Origin of the sequence: Ruegeria sp. HKCCD4315 (genome assembly GCF_013112245.1) — a bacterium.
GTDB lineage: Bacteria > Pseudomonadota > Alphaproteobacteria > Rhodobacterales > Rhodobacteraceae > Ruegeria.
This window is the reverse complement of the sequence record NZ_WVRN01000001.1, coordinates 1,263,222-1,278,822: the sequence shown is the minus strand read 5'-3', so window position 1 is coordinate 1,278,822 and position 15,601 is coordinate 1,263,222. Positions and strand designations below refer to the sequence as shown.

The following is a 15,601-nucleotide window of genomic DNA, read 5'->3' as shown; positions in this document are numbered from 1 at the left end:
TGGGAACTTCATGCGACACACGCTGCCAATTGCGCCACAATTCTATGTGACCGCTCCACAACCCTGCCCCTATCTTGACGGCAGGATGGAGCGTAAATTGTTTACAGCCCTTCAAGGTGAAGGCGCTGAGCAGTTGAATAACTCGCTTTCGCAGCAGGGGTTTCGCCGATCGCAAAACGTGCTTTACCGACCGTCCTGCACGGACTGCGCAGCTTGTTTGTCCGCCCGGATCGACGTTTCGGCCTTTCGCGCCACCAAAAGCCAGAAACGCGCTGCAAAGCGCAACGGGTATCTGGAACGCCGCGCAACGTCACCCTGGGCTACAGACGAACAATACGAACTGTTCCGCCGTTATCTGGATACCCGGCACGCCGACGGCGGCATGGCCGACATGGATGTATTCGAATTTGCTGCCATGATCGAAGAGACTCCGATCCGCAGCCGTGTGGTGGAATATGCCGACCCGAAAACCGGCGATCTGATCGCAGTCAGTCTGACCGATGTGCTCGATGACGGGCTAAGCATGGTTTATTCCTTCTACGATCCAAACCAGCCCCAGAATTCGCTGGGCACATACATGATCCTCGATCACATAGACATCGCGCGCGAAGCCGGCCTGCCCTACATTTATTTGGGCTACTGGGTCCCGGGCAGCCCCAAGATGGGCTACAAGGCCAAGTTCTCAGGGCTCGAGGCTTATATTCAGGGCCAATGGCAAAAGATCAAAGATCCAGATGCCTTTTCCGATGCATCGCATCACCCGTTGTCCTCAGCCCCAATAGCGGAACAAGTGGCCAATATTCAGTTGCCCGACCGCCATCCGACCAAAGGCTGACATCATCATGAAGCAAAATTTGCACGCGGTTACCCTTGTGGTGCCCGACTACGATGCCGCGATCTCATTTTATACCGAAGCGCTCAAGTTCCAGCTTCTGCAGGACATCGACCTGGGCGACGGCAAACGCTGGGTATTGATCGCCCCACCCGGCTCAAATGGCAGTTCTCTTCTGCTGGCCAAAGCTGACGGCCCCGACCAGGAAACCGCTATTGGCAATCAGACCGGTGGCCGCGTGGGTTTCTTCCTGCAAACAGATGATTTCTATCGCGACCATACCGACATGTTGGCACGGGGCGTCACGTTTGAAGAAACCCCGCGCTCCGAGCCTTATGGCCAGGTCGCAGTCTGGCGTGACCCCTTCGGCAATCGTTGGGACCTGATAGAATTCAACTGATCCGCATCTTCATCTGGCTACAAATACCTCGGGGATGAATTGGCCGCAGGCCAAGAAGGGGCTGGCCCCTTTTCCAAAGCAAAAAAGAAAAGGGGGCCACCAGGCCCCCTTTGCATCTTGCTCACCGGGATCAATTCGGGATCAGATCCGGCACGATGGTGACGATCGAGGGGAAGAACCACAAGATCGCAATGCCAACCACCTGGATCAACACAAACGGTATGATCCCTCTGTATATGTGGCCGGTCGTGACCTCTTTTGGGGCAACCCCCCTTAGATAGAACAAGGCGAATCCGAAGGGTGGTGTCAGGAACGAGGTCTGCAGGTTCACAGCCACCATGATCGTCACCCATTTCGGATCGAAAGATCCACCATAAATCACCGGCCCCACAATGGGGATCACGATGTAGATGATTTCAAGGAAGTCTAGCACAAAGCCCAGAATGAACAGCACCAACATCACGATCAGGAAGACCGTAAACTCGTTGTCAAAGCTCTTCAGGAACTGCTGAATATAGTGCTCGCCTCCAAACGAGATCACCACAAGGTTCAGCAACTGTGACCCGATCAGAATGGTAAAGACCATCGAGGTCACTTTCGCTGTCTCGCGAACAACAGGCGTCAGAACACCGCTCGAAAACAACACCCAGCAGCCAAATAACAGGCCAAACAGAGCATACAGATACGTTGCATAAGCCAGAACAAAAGCGATCACGGTTTCGACCGAAGCACCTTCCTGATTGACCCTGAGGTCAAAGTTCACGCCCAACAGCAAACAGATGATCACGGCAAAGGTCGACCAGATGATGACGCCGCCGGAACGACCCTGATCATGCAGTTTGCGATAAGCGGCCAGCATGATTGCCCCGCCCGCACCCAATGCGGCGGCAGGTGTCGGGTTGGTGATACCGCCCAGGATCGAACCCAGCACCGCGATAATCAGAACCAAGGGTGGAAACACCACTCGGATCAGGTCGTTGGTCGCACAGCGTGCTGCCGCTTCCCGGCAACCATAGATCGCAATGGCAAAGGGAATGGCCAACAGAACAAATGTCAGCCCCGCAGATGTAGTCGGTGCAACAAACAGAACATCGACCAACAACATCAACAAAAGACCAATCGCACCAACGATCAATGGCTGTGGCGAGCGCGAGGGCGCGATGCCCCGACCCAGAACCAGGGTCAGCGCCAGCAGCACCACAAAAACCGCAACTCCGTTTCCAATCGGCGCTGCATTCGCGATTTTTGCCTCGCGGGCTTCGACCAGCTCTTCCTCGCTCAAACGCTCGGCATTGGCGATACCACCGGCAGCGTCGATCTCTTCCTGCTCGGCAACCGCCTGATCCCAGGCGGACTGGCCATGCAGATCGATCATCGATGCCTTGCATTCTTCCGATACGTTGGTGCGCAGCGATGCGCCCTGCCCGACATCCGAGAATGCTGAGACCGAGATGTTCTGGCTGCCGATGACGCCAGCACTGCCCAAAAGCACGGCACCGACAATGATCGCGACCGGCGCGCCCAGCAGCCAGGTCAGACCCTCAGAGCGGGTGATCGTCTCACCCGAGCCACCGGACATTTCAACGGCTGGCGCTTTGTCCGGGTTCAGCAACGCGTACCCAAAGGCATAGAGCGCATACAGCAAGGCCAGCATGATCCCTGGCAGAAGTGCCGCCTGAAACAGGGTTCCGACCGAGACCACTGCGGGCTCACCCAGATAGGTCAGCGCATCGGTACATCCGGCCTCGACCGCACGCGTTTCTTGCGCGGTCGAATAAAGATCACCGGCCAGCGTTCCCAACAAAACGATGACAATCGACGGTGGAATGATCTGTCCCAACGTGCCCGAGGCCGCAATCACACCAGTCGCCAGCTCTGGTGAGTAATTGTTCCGCAACATGGTCGGCAAGGCCAGCAGACCCATGGTCACCACGGTTGCGCCGACGATACCGGTCGAGGCCGCCAGAAACGCGCCAACAACCACAATCGACACTGCCAGACCGCCCGGCAATGGGCCAAAGACACGCGCCATTGTCGTCAACAGATCGTTTGCGATCTTCGAGCGTTCAAGCGTGATGCCCATCAGAACGAACATCAGCACGGCCAGAAGTGTCTCAATGGACTGACCGGCCAGAACACGTTCGTTCATTCGGTTCACGATGAACGAAACATTGCGGTCCAAAGCGGTTTCCCAACCTTGAACAAAGACCGGCTCGGCGATCCTCGGTAAGTCTGGGTATCGGAACACAGATATCGTGTCGGGTTTCACACCCGAGTTCACGACATCCCGGTAAGCTTGCGAGCCTGTGTCAATTGCCTGATGGATCAGCAATCCTGCGCTGTCCAAGGCTGCGATGATCCCGAATGAGATAACCCCGGCCCCGCCGATGGCAAAGGCCACCGGAAAACCGGACAGGATGCCTCCGAAAAGGCAAAAAAATACGATAATGAGGCCTATCTCGACGCCATCAAGTCCGAATAGCATTGTCTTGGTCTCCGTCCTTAATGTGCGCCTTCATAGGCTTCTTCGCCCTCGCCAAGGCTGTCCTTGTCGAGGTATTTTCCGGCGCTTTCCGGCCCTTCCACGTATTCCAGATACGACCGCCACAGGAAGGCAATCGCGTGCAGGAACACCATGCCTGCAAACAGCACCAGCAGGATCTTGAACAGGAAATACGCGTTGAACCCGTTGGGACTGAACCCGATGGTTTCAACGTTCCAGCGCAGTGCGCGTGACTTGGCCACGAGACGATCCAAGGTGTCACTGGCCGAAGGCTTCGGCACAATCAGGTGCCGCCACATAAAGTACCAGCCGTACATCCATGTCAGCACTGCCATGGGCATCATGAACAGCATCGCGCCGCACATATCGACAACGCGCTTGGCGCGGTGGCTGATGCCTGCATAGATCAGGTCAACCCGAACATGTCCGCCCTGAACGAAAGTGTATGTGCAGCACAGGCACACGACCATTGCGTTGTAGAGTTTAAGTTCTTCCGCGAACCAACTGATATCCTTCTGAAACGGTATACCCAGGCCAAAGGCCATGTCGGCCCGTGTGAACACGCGTTGCATGAATACGATGACGATCTGCTGAATAACCATCAGAAGACCTGCCCAGGCAAAGAAACGCCCGGTGACGTTTGCGAACCCTTCCAGCCCTCGAACCATGCCCCACATAAAGTTCCGATAGTAGAGGCCAATGGCCGTCAGAACCAAAAACAGCGTGAAGACCACAAAGAAGAACTCGACCGAGCCCCCATAGTAGACAAAGCGCATGATCGCTTCTTTGTCCGACCAGTTCAGCCACAGCTGCGGATGCGTCACCGCATATCCGAAATTATAGAAGGCTTCGGCAATGTTCTGAATGAACCAGATCAGTCCATTCCACAGGGCGCCGAAAAACGAAATACCGTTGTCGTCCTGCATGTTGTCCCCGGGTCGCGTCAGTTGCATTGCTTATTATAGCGGCATGATGGGTCCGCGCATATGCAACAGGAAAGGCTTCCCCGCGATTGCGGGGAAACCGTTTACTTTATTGGCTGATGTTTAGCCGCGAACGCGGTCGCGCTGAGCGGTATAGACACCCGACGACAGGTTGTTCCACGCGGACGATGCTGCCATCGACGTCATGGCGCTGTCGTGGATCTTCTTGAACAGCTCGTCGCCCATGTTTTCGTCCAGAACTTCTTGCGAAGCCTGACCGAAGGCGTCCCAAACGCTTTCCGGGAATTCCATGACCTTCACGCCACCGGATTGCAGACGCTGCAGGGCTGCACCGTTGTTGGCCAGGAACTGCGCCAGGTTCCACTGGTGCGCTTCGGCAGCGGCGATCTCGATGATCTTCTGCTGCGCCGGCGTCAGGCTGTCGAACACGTCGCGGTTGGTCGCCAGCGACAGACCTGCACCCGGCTCGTGGAAGCCAGCGGTGTAGTAAGTTTTGGTGATTTCCTGGAAACCGGCCTTTTCGTCCGCCCAGGGACCGATCCACTCGGTGCCGTCAATCGCACCCGAGGACAGCGCCTGATACACTTCCGAGCCCGGAATGTTCTGTACGGATGCGCCCAGCTTACCCAGCGCCTGACCACCCAGACCTGGCATACGGAACTTAAGACCCTGGAAATCCTCAGGGCCATTGATCTCTTTCGAGTACCAACCGCCTGCCTGCGCGCCGGTGTTACCCGCCAGGAAGGATTTCAGGCCAAAGATCGAGCCCAGTTCATCATGCAACTCCATGCCGCCATCATGGTAGTACCAGTTCACCAGTTCCTGCGCGGTCATACCAAAGGGCACAGCGGTAAAGAACGCGTAGCCCGGGTGCTGACCTACAAAGTAGTAGTCAGCGGCGTGATACATGTCGGCCTGACCGGAAGATACCGCGTCAAACACTTCGAAAGCGCCAACCAGTTCACCGGCTGCTTTGATCTCAACATTCAGGCTGCCATCAGACATCGCGTTGATGCTGTCGGCACAGCGCTGCGCGCTATCAAACACGCCCGCCAGACCGCGACCCCATGAGGTCACCATGGTCAGCGTGCGCTGGCCCTGAGCGTAGGCCGGTGCCGCCAGAGCGGTTGCTGCAGCTGCTGATCCGCCCAGCGCGGATTTTTTCAGAAATGAACGACGATCCATATGAGTGTTCCTCCCCTTCATAGTCATAATCCGGCACAGCCGGACCTGTCGCATTCAATGCGCGTCAGCCTAATGACAGTGATGTGAATGGGAATACCTACTACTGCGTAGGCAGGCGGTTTCTTTTGCCGTTTTTCACAGATTCTTTGACCATCCTCCAAGTAAACATCGCAAAAAACTCGCCATTTTGGTGATCCTGCCCATTCCTTTTGCATTTTCGCCGCCGCTTGCGTATCGATTCGACTATGCAAAGACTCCGTCAACTGGTCTCGCTGACCTATGCGCAGAAATTGTCTCTGGTGGCCGCGATCCCATTGGTGGTCGCTGTGGCTGCAATCGCCGTGTTGGTGGCTTACGAGGCCCGCGCGACAGCCGAGCGCGAGATCGAGGCACTGGAGCGCAGCCTGATCGAGGCCAAGAAGGAAGAGTTGCGCAACTATGTCACGCAAGCGCGTAACGGGTTTGCTTACATCTATGGTCGGGCTGAACCCGATGACGAGGTGGCAAAAAACCTGGTCACGCAAATCCTTTCGGCGATGATCTATGGTCAGGACGGGTTCTTCTTTGTTTATGACTATGACGGAAACAACTTGGTCAGCCCCAGACAGACGCAGTTCATCAACCAGAACTGGGAAGGGCTGACCGACAGCGAAGGCACGCCCATCGTCGACGAATTCATTCGCCTCGCCCGCCAAGGGGCGGGTTGGCACAGCTTCATGTGGCAAAAGCCGTCGACCGGGGAAGAGGCGCAGATGATCGCTTATGTGGTCGGGCTTCAGGACTGGCGTTGGGTCGTGGGCACGGGTGTATTCATTGATGACATTGTCGCCACAGTGGCCAACGCGCGGGCCGAGGTCGAAGCCCGTGTACAACGCACCTTCATGTATATCGGTGCAATCGTGCTAGCGGCTGTCCTCATCGTTTTTGCCTCGGGCATGTTGCTGAACATTCGCGAACGCCGGTTGGCTGACGCCAAGCTGAAAGAACTGACCCAACGAGTCTTCGACGCGCAGGAAGAAGAACGTGGCCGGGTCGCGCGTGAGCTGCACGACGGCATCAGCCAAATCCTTGTCGGTGTTCGCTATGCGCTGGACAATGCCCGCCGCCGTCTGTCACGCGGCGACGATATCGGCGCGCGCGATCCGCTGGAAAAAGGGATCGACCACCTTGGCACCGCCATTACCGAGGTACGGCGCATCAGCCGCGACCTTCGCCCGGGTGTGCTGGACGATCTGGGCCTGGGGCCGGCACTGAAAGCGCTGACTGACGATTTCCGCGACCGCACCGGGATTGAGACCGAATTCTCGACGGTCGTGTTCCGCAACCGGCTGGATCAGGACAGCAAGATTGCCCTCTACCGCATAGCCCAAGAGGCTCTGACCAATATTGAACGCCATTCCGGCGCTACGCATGTTACGATAGACCTGCGCGGACATAAGAAAGGCGCGACCATGCGGATCACCGATAACGGCCACGGATTGCGCACCGAGCCCGGGACGGCAACCACAGGCATCGGCCTGCGCAACATGCAGGAGCGTATCGAACAGCTTGACGGATCGTTGCGGATTCTGTCATCACGCGGACCGCGAGGCGGAACGGTGATCGAAGCCAGCTTGCCGCTCAGCCACCTTCTGCCGCCGCAGGAAGACGCAACTCCCAACCGAAAGGCCGGTACATGAGTTCTGACAGCACACGGGTTCTTATTGTGGACGACCACCCGATGGTGGCCGAAGGCATCCAGTCTATCCTGGAAAGCTATGAGGACATCAACGTGGTCGGCACACTCGGTAGTGGTCAGGCGGCTGTGGATCAGGCCGTCGACCTGGCCCCTGATGTCATCCTGATGGACCTAAACATGCCCGGTCTCGGTGGTCTCAGCGCGACGGAAATCATCCTCGAACGCCTTCCCGAAACGCGCATCCTGATCCTGTCGATGCATGATAGTCCCGAATACATCTCAACAGCTCTCAGCCATGGTGCCAAAGGCTATATTCTCAAGGATGTACCCACCGAAGAGATCAAGCAGGCCATCGATGCCGTTATGCAGGACGAACAATACCTGTGCACAGGCGCCAGCGGGTCCCTCAAACCAAAACAAGACAGCGCGCGCGAGGCACTGACCGGGCGCGAACAGACGATCCTGCTGGAACTTGCACAGGGCAAATCCAACAAGGAAGTCGCCCAAAAACTCGAGATTTCGGTGCGCACGGTCGAGACCCACCGCAAGAACATCAAGCGCAAACTGGGTATTTCTTCCACCGCTGGTCTGACACGCTATGCGCTGGAACATGGTGTGCTGCAAGGTACTGGCGTCGGCTTCTGATCTACGCGCACGCGCGGCGCGTCTGACTTGAAGTTACATGACTGAAGGTCGACGCCGGGCGGGTACTCAGGTCCGGGGTCTTATGTCCTGCCCAAAAAACACCAGTGTTCCGTCCTCGTCCAAAACGTGAAATTCGCGCTGAAGATAAGGTTGGTCAAACGGCGGGCGCACGCGCCCTTCGGGCAAATCAGCCAGCCCGGATTTCAGGCTTTCGTACAGGCCGTCTACATCGTCGACATCAATGTAAAACGACTGATCGTCGCCCAGTGACTTGCCGTCTTCCCGCGCGGGACATTCCAACAAGCGAATAGCCACCGACCCGAGCGACAGGAAGGCGTAGTTTTCCTGCCTGAACCCGCAGGAAAACCCAAGTCGGTCACAGTAGAAATCGATCTGGTTCTGTAAGGACGAACACAGCACGAATGGGGTAAGTTGCAAAATCTCAGGCATTTGAAGCTCCGACCATGAACCGCTTCAGTTTACCCACGACGGGTTTTCAATCCAGCAATTGATCTTTGCGCAGACCCGCGCGTTCATAGTGGTGCGGCAACACACGGCCATAAAGCTGCTGCGTCCGCTCGACCCCGCCGCACATGCCTTCAGCTTCGACAAACGAGAAAATTCCGACGTAGCGGCGTCGCGTTCCGGTGACAGGTGCCACCCGGTGCAGGGAATACCTCCCCTTGAAAATCTGCAAATCCCCGGGCTGAAGCTCTAGTTGGTGAACACGCGTCATGTTGCCGTCCAGAACCGAGGCGACCTGAGCAAAGTTCTCGTCTTCAGATGTGCGAAGATTGGGAACGTATTCGAATGCCCCTCCTGCCTCGCCATTCTGGATGGCCAGGGTCACTGTGTAGTTGTTCGTATCGAAGTGCCAGGGAAAGCCCTGCCCTTCTTCCACCACGTTGATGATCACATCCGCAAGCGGATCATCATAGCGGAAGAACCGATCCTCGGGTTCATTCAGAGCTTCCCGAATGAACGGCAGAAAGTCCGCGAACTCATAAATCCGCCGCAAGGGACCGGACTGATGGAAGTTGTCCGCCGGGACAAAGGCGTTTGAACGTTCATAGAACCGACGTATCGGATGCCCGATACCAAATCGTGGATCGTCCTTGGTGAAATATGCATTTGTGCGGCTGAAAGAGCGGTGCGCGTTGGGGGCAACGGCATCGGCTTCCTCGGCCAAAAGCGCGATGCCTTTTTCATGCACAAACCCGGGCAGGACCGCGCACCCATCATGCTCCAGCTCCTGCCTCAGGTCTCTGATCAACCGATCATAGGCTGGAGAGTCTGGGCAATCGATCGGGTACCGTCCAAGGTCTACCAGGTCTTGCAGCATTTTCCACCTCCCTTGCATGCGCCCTACGGATGACCGTGCAGCAGACATATCGGCGGATCATGCCAATTTCAGACATTGGCTTGACGCTTTCAGACCCCAAAATGCGACGGCAAAACCAGAGAATCGAGCCGCGCTTTCCCGGAAGTTCCCAACATGCGGCAATCTGCGCAATAAAATGTCGCAAAATACCACCCTCAGGACAGGAAATTTGCGATTTTGCCTGTTGACGCCCCTTCCCCCCGACCATAATGTCCCTGCACGCAAAGAAGGAGCCTCTGGCGATGAAAGCGCTAGTCGTAATCGTAGGAAAAACGCGCATGGGCCGGTAACGGAAAACCATAATCGAACCCATGCGCCTCCGAAAAAATCGGGGGCTTTTTTTTGGCAAAACGCAAGACACATGTCGCGAACGGAGCAAAGCAGATGACACGTGAGATGACCGGCGCAAAGATGGTGGTTCAGGCCCTCAAGGATCAGGGCGTGGACACGGTATTCGGATACCCCGGTGGCGCCGTCCTACCGATCTATGATGAGATCTTTCTGCAGAATGACATTCGCCACATTCTGGTGCGTCACGAACAAGGTGCGGTTCACGCTGCCGAAGGCTATGCGCGTTCGACCGGCAAGCCCGGCGTTGCGCTTGTGACCTCTGGTCCCGGGGCCACCAACGCTGTTACCGGCCTGACTGATGCTTTGATGGATTCGATCCCGATTGTGGTCCTGACGGGTCAGGTTCCCACTTTCATGATCGGATCAGACGCGTTTCAAGAGGCTGACACAGTTGGCATCACCCGCCCCTGCACCAAGCACAACTGGCTGGTGAAGGACACGGATTCGCTGGCCGAGACCATGCATGAGGCGTTCCATGTCGCTACCTCGGGCCGCCCCGGCCCTGTGTTGATCGACATCCCCAAGGACGTTCAGTTTGCGTCCGGCGAATACACCAGCCCGAAGCCTTCGACATCGCATTACCAGCCGGTATTGAAGGGCGACCTTGAGGAAATCACCGAGCTGGTTGCCGCCATCGAAACCGCCAAAAAGCCGGTTTTCTACACAGGTGGCGGCGTGATCAACTCGGGCCCCGCGGCCAGCCAACTGCTGCGTGAGCTGGTCGATTCGACCGGTATCCCGGTCACCTCGACCCTGATGGGATTGGGGGCCTACCCGGCGTCCGGTGAAAACTGGCTGGGCATGTTGGGAATGCATGGTCTCTATGAGGCCAACCTTGCGATGCATGACTGCGACCTGATGATCAATATCGGTGCACGGTTCGATGACCGGATCACAGGGCGCGTCGATGCGTTCTCTCCAAACTCGAAGAAAGCGCATATCGATATTGACCCCTCTTCCATCAACAAGGTGATCCGCGTCGATATCCCGATCGTGGGCGATGTGGCCCATGTGCTGGAAGACATCCTGAAGGTCTGGAAAGCGCGCGGTCGCAAGACCGACGCGGCGGCTATCAAGCAATGGCAAGCGCAGATCTCTGAGTGGCGCAAGGTGAACTGCCTTGCCTTCACAGCCAGCGAAAAGACCATCAAACCTCAGCACGCGTTGCAACGGCTTGAGGAACTGACCAAAAAGCACGACCGCTATATCACCACCGAAGTGGGCCAGCATCAGATGTGGGCCGCGCAGTACCTTGGCTTCGAAGACCCCAACCGCTGGATGACCTCGGGCGGTCTGGGCACGATGGGTTACGGCTTCCCGGCCTCTATCGGTGTGCAGATGGCGCACCCGGACGCGCTGGTGATCAATGTGGCCGGTGAAGCGTCGTGGCTGATGAACATGCAGGAAATGGGCACCGCGGTTCAATACCGCCTGCCGGTGAAACAGTTCATCCTGAACAACGAACGTCTGGGCATGGTCCGCCAGTGGCAGGAGTTGCTGCATGGCGAGCGCTATTCGCACAGCTGGTCCGAGGCCTTGCCCGATTTTGTCAAGCTGGCTGAAGCGTTTGGCGCGAAAGGCATCCTGTGTTCCGACCCCGCCGATCTGGACGATGCGATCATGGAAATGATCACCTATGACGGCCCGGTGATCTTCGACTGTCTGGTTGAAAAGCACGAGAACTGCTTCCCCATGATCCCGTCGGGCAAGGCCCATAACGAGATGCTGCTGGGCGAGGCCGAGACGCAGGGCGTGATCGACTCTAAAGGTTCGGTTCTGGTTTAACGCAATTCGACGGATTTAGTCGGGCGCCTTGTTGCGCCCGGCATCTCAAGGATGATGAAAGGGACATAAATGTCTGCCCTACATATCAAAAAAGGCTCTACCCGCCATTCTGCCTATAACCTACGCCCCACCTTCTCGGACGTACAGGAACGCCATACAATCGCGGTTCTGGTCGAAAACGAACCCGGCGTTCTGGCCCGTGTGATCGGATTGTTCTCAGGCCGTGGCTATAACATCGAAAGCCTGACCGTGGCCGAGGTGGATCACACCGGCCATCTCAGCCGCATCACCATCGTCACCACCGGAACCCCTCAGGTAATCGAGCAGATCAAGGCGCAGTTGGGCCGGATCGTGACCGTGCATGATGTGCATGATCTGACGGTCGAAGGCCCATCGGTCGAACGGGAATTGGCCATCATCAAAGTGGTTGGTGAAGGAGACAAACGGGTCGAGGCGTTGCGCCTGGCCGATATTTTCCGCGCCAATGTGGTGGACAGCACGCTCAACTCGTTCATCTTTGAAATCACCGGCGCGCCTGACAAGATCGATGCGTTTGCCGATCTCATGCGCCCGTTGGGCCTTGTCGAGATCGCGCGGACCGGTGTCGCAGCGTTGCTGCGCGGCGATTAAACTTCGTTCCCGTTCCGAGGTAATTTGGGGCGGGGATACTTCATGGGTTGGCGGCGCAATGCGCTCGCCGCCCACGTGGCCTTGTTGCGCTATAATTGCAATAGGGGCCCGAGCTTCCGGATAAAGATCAGTCATTTTCAGATAAAGCCTATTGCCTTTGCGCTATACGGCGCTAGCGTTGGGTGTGCAACGCGACGTGGGGATACGTTGCTTGGGGTTATTCTGTGCGATTTATCACTGTTCAACTGGCTTTGGCCGTGGTGTTCAGTTGGTTTCATCCGAAGGCAAAGCAACACTTGGACGGCCATGACCGACGATACCCGCAGTCCTGAAGAGCTACGCGCAATGTTCAGCGAGAATCTTCGGCGCTTGGCGCAGCAACATCGCTCGATCTCGGCCCTGTGTCGCAAACTCGGGGTGAACCGGACGCAGTTTAACAGGTATCTCTCTGGAGAAAGCGTGCCCCGACCGGATGTTCTGGACCGGATCTGTCGTTTTTTCGACGTGGACGCCCGCATCCTTCTGAAACCGCTGGATGAGATCGAAAAGTCAGAAAGTCACCCGGCAACCTCAGCCCTGACCGAGTTTCTGGGCTCCGGGTCAGACGCGATTGAGAAATCGCCGTTTGCACCCGGGTTTTATGCGGTGATCGAAAGCCTTTCGGACGAGCATCGCATGACATTGTTGCACGCCCGACCACTGACCCAATGCACCTTGATACGGGGCTATGTTTCGCGTGCCGCAATGCCCGAAGCCCCGCCACAGGCACGTGAAATACAAGGGATCGCAGCCTGTAGCGGCGATACCGTGTACATGCTGACATCCCAGCGGGGCGGGCATAACAGCCGGGTCTATCTGATCTCACCCGATGCCACGGGAACCGCGGTTCAATGGCGCGGATCTGTGGTCAACTCGGCCGATACATCCAACCCGGAACCGGTAGTCCTCAAGTATCTGGGGCACGACTCGGCCGCGATTTTTGCCGCTGCGCGCCTGTCCACAAACAATCTGGCGCAGCATTTCTAATCGGTCGCGGTTGCGGCTTCCGGCCGACCATCACCCTGCGTGATCTGCCGATACAGATGCCAGCTGGCGTGGCCGAGCAAAGGCAGCACAACTAACAACCCCAGAAACCACGGCACCATCGCCACGAACGTTACAACCGCAATAAAGGCGCCCCAGCCCAGCATGACAAACAGGTTTTCCTTTACGTAGGAAAAGCTTGTGATCATGGCTGTAACAAAATCCAGTTCACGATCCAGCAGCAACGGGATCGACAGAACGGTGATCATATACAGAACGGTCGCAAAGATCGCCCCTACCGCCGTTCCAACGGCCAGCATGGTCAGGCCGTTCAGAGTGAAGAAGACTTCGGTTGAGGTCGAAATGTTGGTCATCGTGGCCAGCCCCAGAAACAAGGCAAAGATCATGTGCCCTAAAAAGAACCAGAACAGAAACATCACGACGATGATCGCGCAGATCGACGGCAACTGCCTGCGGCTCTGCTGTAGCACCACACCAAAGATCGCAGCAAAATCCAGAGGATCACCCTGCTCAACCCGGTGCGAGACCTCGTAAAGCCCGACCGCTGCGAAAGGTCCGATCAACGGAAACCCGATGGCCGCCAGCACCAGCCAGAAGGTTGTTCCGGTCTGCACTGTCACCCACGCCATGGCCCAGCCCGCCAGCACGTAAAAACCCGCAAAGATCAGCCCGAATAAAGGTGCGCGACGGAAATCGGCCCATGCGCGCTGCAATGCCGTGCGCAGCATGTCGGTATCGACCGGTCGCATTTCCGGCACTCCAAAAGGCTTGTCCATGATGTCCTCTCCTCCCTGTCCGGCGTTATGGCATCGCCGGTCTCTTATTTGGCCATTTGGTTTCGGCATGATAGGCCGCCCCAATTGACAGTAGTTTCTTGTCTGAGCCTCTTGGTCCAAACAGCTGGAACCCCATCGGCAATCCGTTTGACCCAAAGCCAGCAGGCGCAGCCAAACAGGGCAATCCAATCAGGCTGACCGGCACTGTGACGTGCATCCACCGGTGATAGGTATCCATGGCCCGACCCGCGATGCTGGTCGGGTACGGGGTCTCGATCCCGAAGGGCCAGACCTGTGCGGATGGCAAAACCAGTGCGTCAAACCGAGTGAACAGGTCCGCCGCGCAGCGGAACCAGTCCGAGCGGATAACGCTGGCGTGCTGCACCTCCATCGCGCGCATGGACAGGCCGCGATCCAGTTCCCATTGTGCGGTATCTTTCAGATGATCCTTTTGTGCGGCCAAGGGCTCCAACCCCGCCGCAACGCTGAACGACCGCAGCGTGATCCAACTTGTCCAAAGCTGTTCAGCATCGAAGGGCGGATCCACGTCTTGCACATCAGCGCCAAGGCTTTCACACACGGCCAACGCATCTTTGCAAAGGTCGAGAATGCCAGGCTCGATCGGGAACGCCCCGCCCCAATCCCCAAGCCAACCGATCCGCAGCCCCTGCATGTCCGCCGGTGTCACCGGCGACACCAGAGTACTTTCAGAGGCTAAAGGCAGGCGCGGGTCTGGTCCTGAAATCACGTCGAGCAAAATGCCCAGATCCTCGGGGCTGCGGGCCATAGGGCCAAGTGTTGACAATTGATGCAGAAAGCTGTCGCCGACAGGATCAGACGGCACCCTGCCCCAGCTTGGGCGAAAGCCGTAGATATTGTTCCAGGCCGCTGGGTTACGCAGACTGCCCATCATGTCGGATCCGTCTGCCAGCGCCACCATACCCATGGCCAGGGCCACCGCCGCCCCACCGGACGAACCCCCGCAGGTATGGTTGGCGTCATACGGGTTGCGCGTCGCACCATAAACCGGGTTGAATGTGTGCGAGCCCAATCCGAATTCCGGCGTGTTGGTCTTTCCGATCAGGATCGCACCTGCGTCCCGCATCCGGGCGGCAATCAGATCGTCACTGTCCGGCACGACACCCTTGAACAGCGGTGATCCATGAGACGAGACCACACCGGCCACATTGACCAAATCCTTGACCGCAATTGGCAGCCCGTGCAGCGGGCCGGTGATTGGGCCACTGTCGTGCTTGCGCGCCTCGTCCATCAACGCACTCTCATCGCGCAGCGCAACGATGGCATTCACATCGCCATTCACCGCCGCGATACGATCAAGTGTGGCACGCATCACGTCCGTGGCTGAAACCTGCCGCGTTGTAAGTTGTTTCAAAAGCTCTGCGGCCGATATCCGGGTCAGATCCATAACACGCCAGTCTGTTGTTCG

Annotated in this window: 14 protein-coding genes; 7 read left to right on the top strand and 7 right to left on the bottom strand. The window is 57.2% G+C overall.

All coding sequences use genetic code 11. From position 1 onward, the window contains the following. Positions 1–10: 10 nt before the first annotated feature. On the top strand, positions 11–835 hold the full coding sequence (locus GS646_RS06365) for an arginyltransferase (RefSeq protein WP_171185747.1): 825 nt from the start codon (positions 11–13) through the stop codon (positions 833–835). 7 nt (positions 836–842) lie between these two features. Next, positions 843–1,232, top strand: coding sequence for a VOC family protein (locus GS646_RS06360; protein WP_171647633.1), 390 nt, complete (start codon positions 843–845; stop codon positions 1,230–1,232). A gap of 130 nt (positions 1,233–1,362) precedes the next feature. Here the strand turns inward: GS646_RS06360 and GS646_RS06355 are convergent, their stop codons facing one another. The 3 genes from GS646_RS06355 to GS646_RS06345 all read right to left on the bottom strand — a co-directional run bounded on the left by GS646_RS06355 (position 1,363) and on the right by GS646_RS06345 (position 5,864). Beyond that, positions 1,363–3,717, bottom strand: coding sequence for a TRAP transporter large permease subunit (locus tag GS646_RS06355; protein ID WP_171185751.1), 2,355 nt, complete (start codon positions 3,715–3,717; stop codon positions 1,363–1,365). A gap of 17 nt (positions 3,718–3,734) precedes the next feature. Beyond that, complete coding sequence (locus GS646_RS06350; RefSeq protein WP_171090601.1) at positions 3,735–4,661, bottom strand: TRAP transporter small permease subunit; 927 nt, start codon at positions 4,659–4,661, stop codon at positions 3,735–3,737. 120 nt (positions 4,662–4,781) lie between these two features. Next, positions 4,782–5,864, bottom strand: coding sequence for a TRAP transporter substrate-binding protein (locus GS646_RS06345; RefSeq protein WP_171090603.1), 1,083 nt, complete (start codon positions 5,862–5,864; stop codon positions 4,782–4,784). Between the two features lie 245 nt (positions 5,865–6,109). On the opposite strand from GS646_RS06345, the gene GS646_RS06340 reads away from it, so the two are divergent. Both GS646_RS06340 and GS646_RS06335 read left to right on the top strand, forming a co-directional pair. Next, complete coding sequence (locus tag GS646_RS06340) at positions 6,110–7,543, top strand: cache domain-containing protein (protein ID WP_171185753.1); 1,434 nt, start codon at positions 6,110–6,112, stop codon at positions 7,541–7,543. Next, on the top strand, positions 7,540–8,187 hold the full coding sequence (locus tag GS646_RS06335; RefSeq protein WP_171185756.1) for a response regulator transcription factor: 648 nt from the start codon (positions 7,540–7,542) through the stop codon (positions 8,185–8,187). Before GS646_RS06340 ends, GS646_RS06335 begins: the two co-directional genes overlap by 4 nt. 66 nt (positions 8,188–8,253) lie before the next feature. Here GS646_RS06335 and GS646_RS06330 read toward each other — a convergent pair whose 3' ends face one another. Together GS646_RS06330 and GS646_RS06325 are read right to left on the bottom strand one after the other, a co-directional pair. Beyond that, positions 8,254–8,637: a VOC family protein gene (locus tag GS646_RS06330; protein ID WP_171090609.1), complete on the bottom strand. Its 384-nt coding sequence runs from the start codon at positions 8,635–8,637 to the stop codon at positions 8,254–8,256. Between the two features lie 46 nt (positions 8,638–8,683). Beyond that, positions 8,684–9,529, bottom strand: a complete 846-nt coding sequence (locus GS646_RS06325) for a 2OG-Fe(II) oxygenase (protein ID WP_171185758.1) — start codon at positions 9,527–9,529, stop codon at positions 8,684–8,686. A gap of 423 nt (positions 9,530–9,952) precedes the next feature. On the opposite strand from GS646_RS06325, the gene GS646_RS06320 reads away from it, so the two are divergent. From GS646_RS06320 to GS646_RS06310, 3 genes are all read left to right on the top strand, one after another. Continuing rightward, positions 9,953–11,704, top strand: a complete 1,752-nt coding sequence (locus tag GS646_RS06320) for an acetolactate synthase 3 large subunit (RefSeq protein ID WP_171090613.1) — start codon at positions 9,953–9,955, stop codon at positions 11,702–11,704. Positions 11,705–11,773: 69 nt separating this feature from the next. Then, positions 11,774–12,334, top strand: a complete 561-nt coding sequence (gene ilvN, locus GS646_RS06315) for an acetolactate synthase small subunit (protein ID WP_170382781.1) — start codon at positions 11,774–11,776, stop codon at positions 12,332–12,334. A gap of 306 nt (positions 12,335–12,640) precedes the next feature. Beyond that, entirely contained in the window at positions 12,641–13,360 is a 720-nt protein-coding gene (locus tag GS646_RS06310) for a helix-turn-helix domain-containing protein (protein ID WP_171185759.1), read from the top strand. On the opposite strand, the gene GS646_RS06305 is transcribed toward GS646_RS06310, so the two are convergent. Together GS646_RS06305 and GS646_RS06300 are read right to left on the bottom strand one after the other, a co-directional pair. Continuing rightward, entirely contained in the window at positions 13,357–14,154 is a 798-nt protein-coding gene (locus tag GS646_RS06305; protein ID WP_171185761.1) for a DUF2189 domain-containing protein, read from the bottom strand. The genes GS646_RS06310 and GS646_RS06305 overlap by 4 nt on opposite strands. Before the next feature lie 25 nt (positions 14,155–14,179). Then, positions 14,180–15,580, bottom strand: a complete 1,401-nt coding sequence (locus GS646_RS06300) for an amidase (protein ID WP_171185764.1) — start codon at positions 15,578–15,580, stop codon at positions 14,180–14,182. Positions 15,581–15,601: the final 21 nt, after the last annotated feature.

Excerpts from the sequence above, each read along its gene's own strand:
- GS646_RS06365 (WP_171185747.1), top strand. The coding sequence starts at position 11 with ATGCGACACACGCTGCCAATTGCGCCACAATTCTATGTGACCGCTCCA.
- GS646_RS06360 (WP_171647633.1), top strand. The coding sequence starts at position 843 with ATGAAGCAAAATTTGCACGCGGTTACCCTTGTGGTGCCCGACTACGAT.
- GS646_RS06355 (WP_171185751.1), bottom strand. The coding sequence starts at position 3,717 with ATGCTATTCGGACTTGATGGCGTCGAGATAGGCCTCATTATCGTATTT.
- GS646_RS06350 (WP_171090601.1), bottom strand. The coding sequence starts at position 4,661 with ATGCAGGACGACAACGGTATTTCGTTTTTCGGCGCCCTGTGGAATGGA.
- GS646_RS06345 (WP_171090603.1), bottom strand. The coding sequence starts at position 5,864 with ATGGATCGTCGTTCATTTCTGAAAAAATCCGCGCTGGGCGGATCAGCA.
- GS646_RS06340 (WP_171185753.1), top strand. The coding sequence starts at position 6,110 with ATGCAAAGACTCCGTCAACTGGTCTCGCTGACCTATGCGCAGAAATTG.
- GS646_RS06335 (WP_171185756.1), top strand. The coding sequence starts at position 7,540 with ATGAGTTCTGACAGCACACGGGTTCTTATTGTGGACGACCACCCGATG.
- GS646_RS06330 (WP_171090609.1), bottom strand. The coding sequence starts at position 8,637 with ATGCCTGAGATTTTGCAACTTACCCCATTCGTGCTGTGTTCGTCCTTA.
- GS646_RS06325 (WP_171185758.1), bottom strand. The coding sequence starts at position 9,529 with ATGCTGCAAGACCTGGTAGACCTTGGACGGTACCCGATCGATTGCCCA.
- GS646_RS06320 (WP_171090613.1), top strand. The coding sequence starts at position 9,953 with ATGACACGTGAGATGACCGGCGCAAAGATGGTGGTTCAGGCCCTCAAG.
- ilvN (WP_170382781.1), top strand. The coding sequence starts at position 11,774 with ATGTCTGCCCTACATATCAAAAAAGGCTCTACCCGCCATTCTGCCTAT.
- GS646_RS06310 (WP_171185759.1), top strand. The coding sequence starts at position 12,641 with ATGACCGACGATACCCGCAGTCCTGAAGAGCTACGCGCAATGTTCAGC.
- GS646_RS06305 (WP_171185761.1), bottom strand. The coding sequence starts at position 14,154 with ATGGACAAGCCTTTTGGAGTGCCGGAAATGCGACCGGTCGATACCGAC.
- GS646_RS06300 (WP_171185764.1), bottom strand. The coding sequence starts at position 15,580 with ATGGATCTGACCCGGATATCGGCCGCAGAGCTTTTGAAACAACTTACA.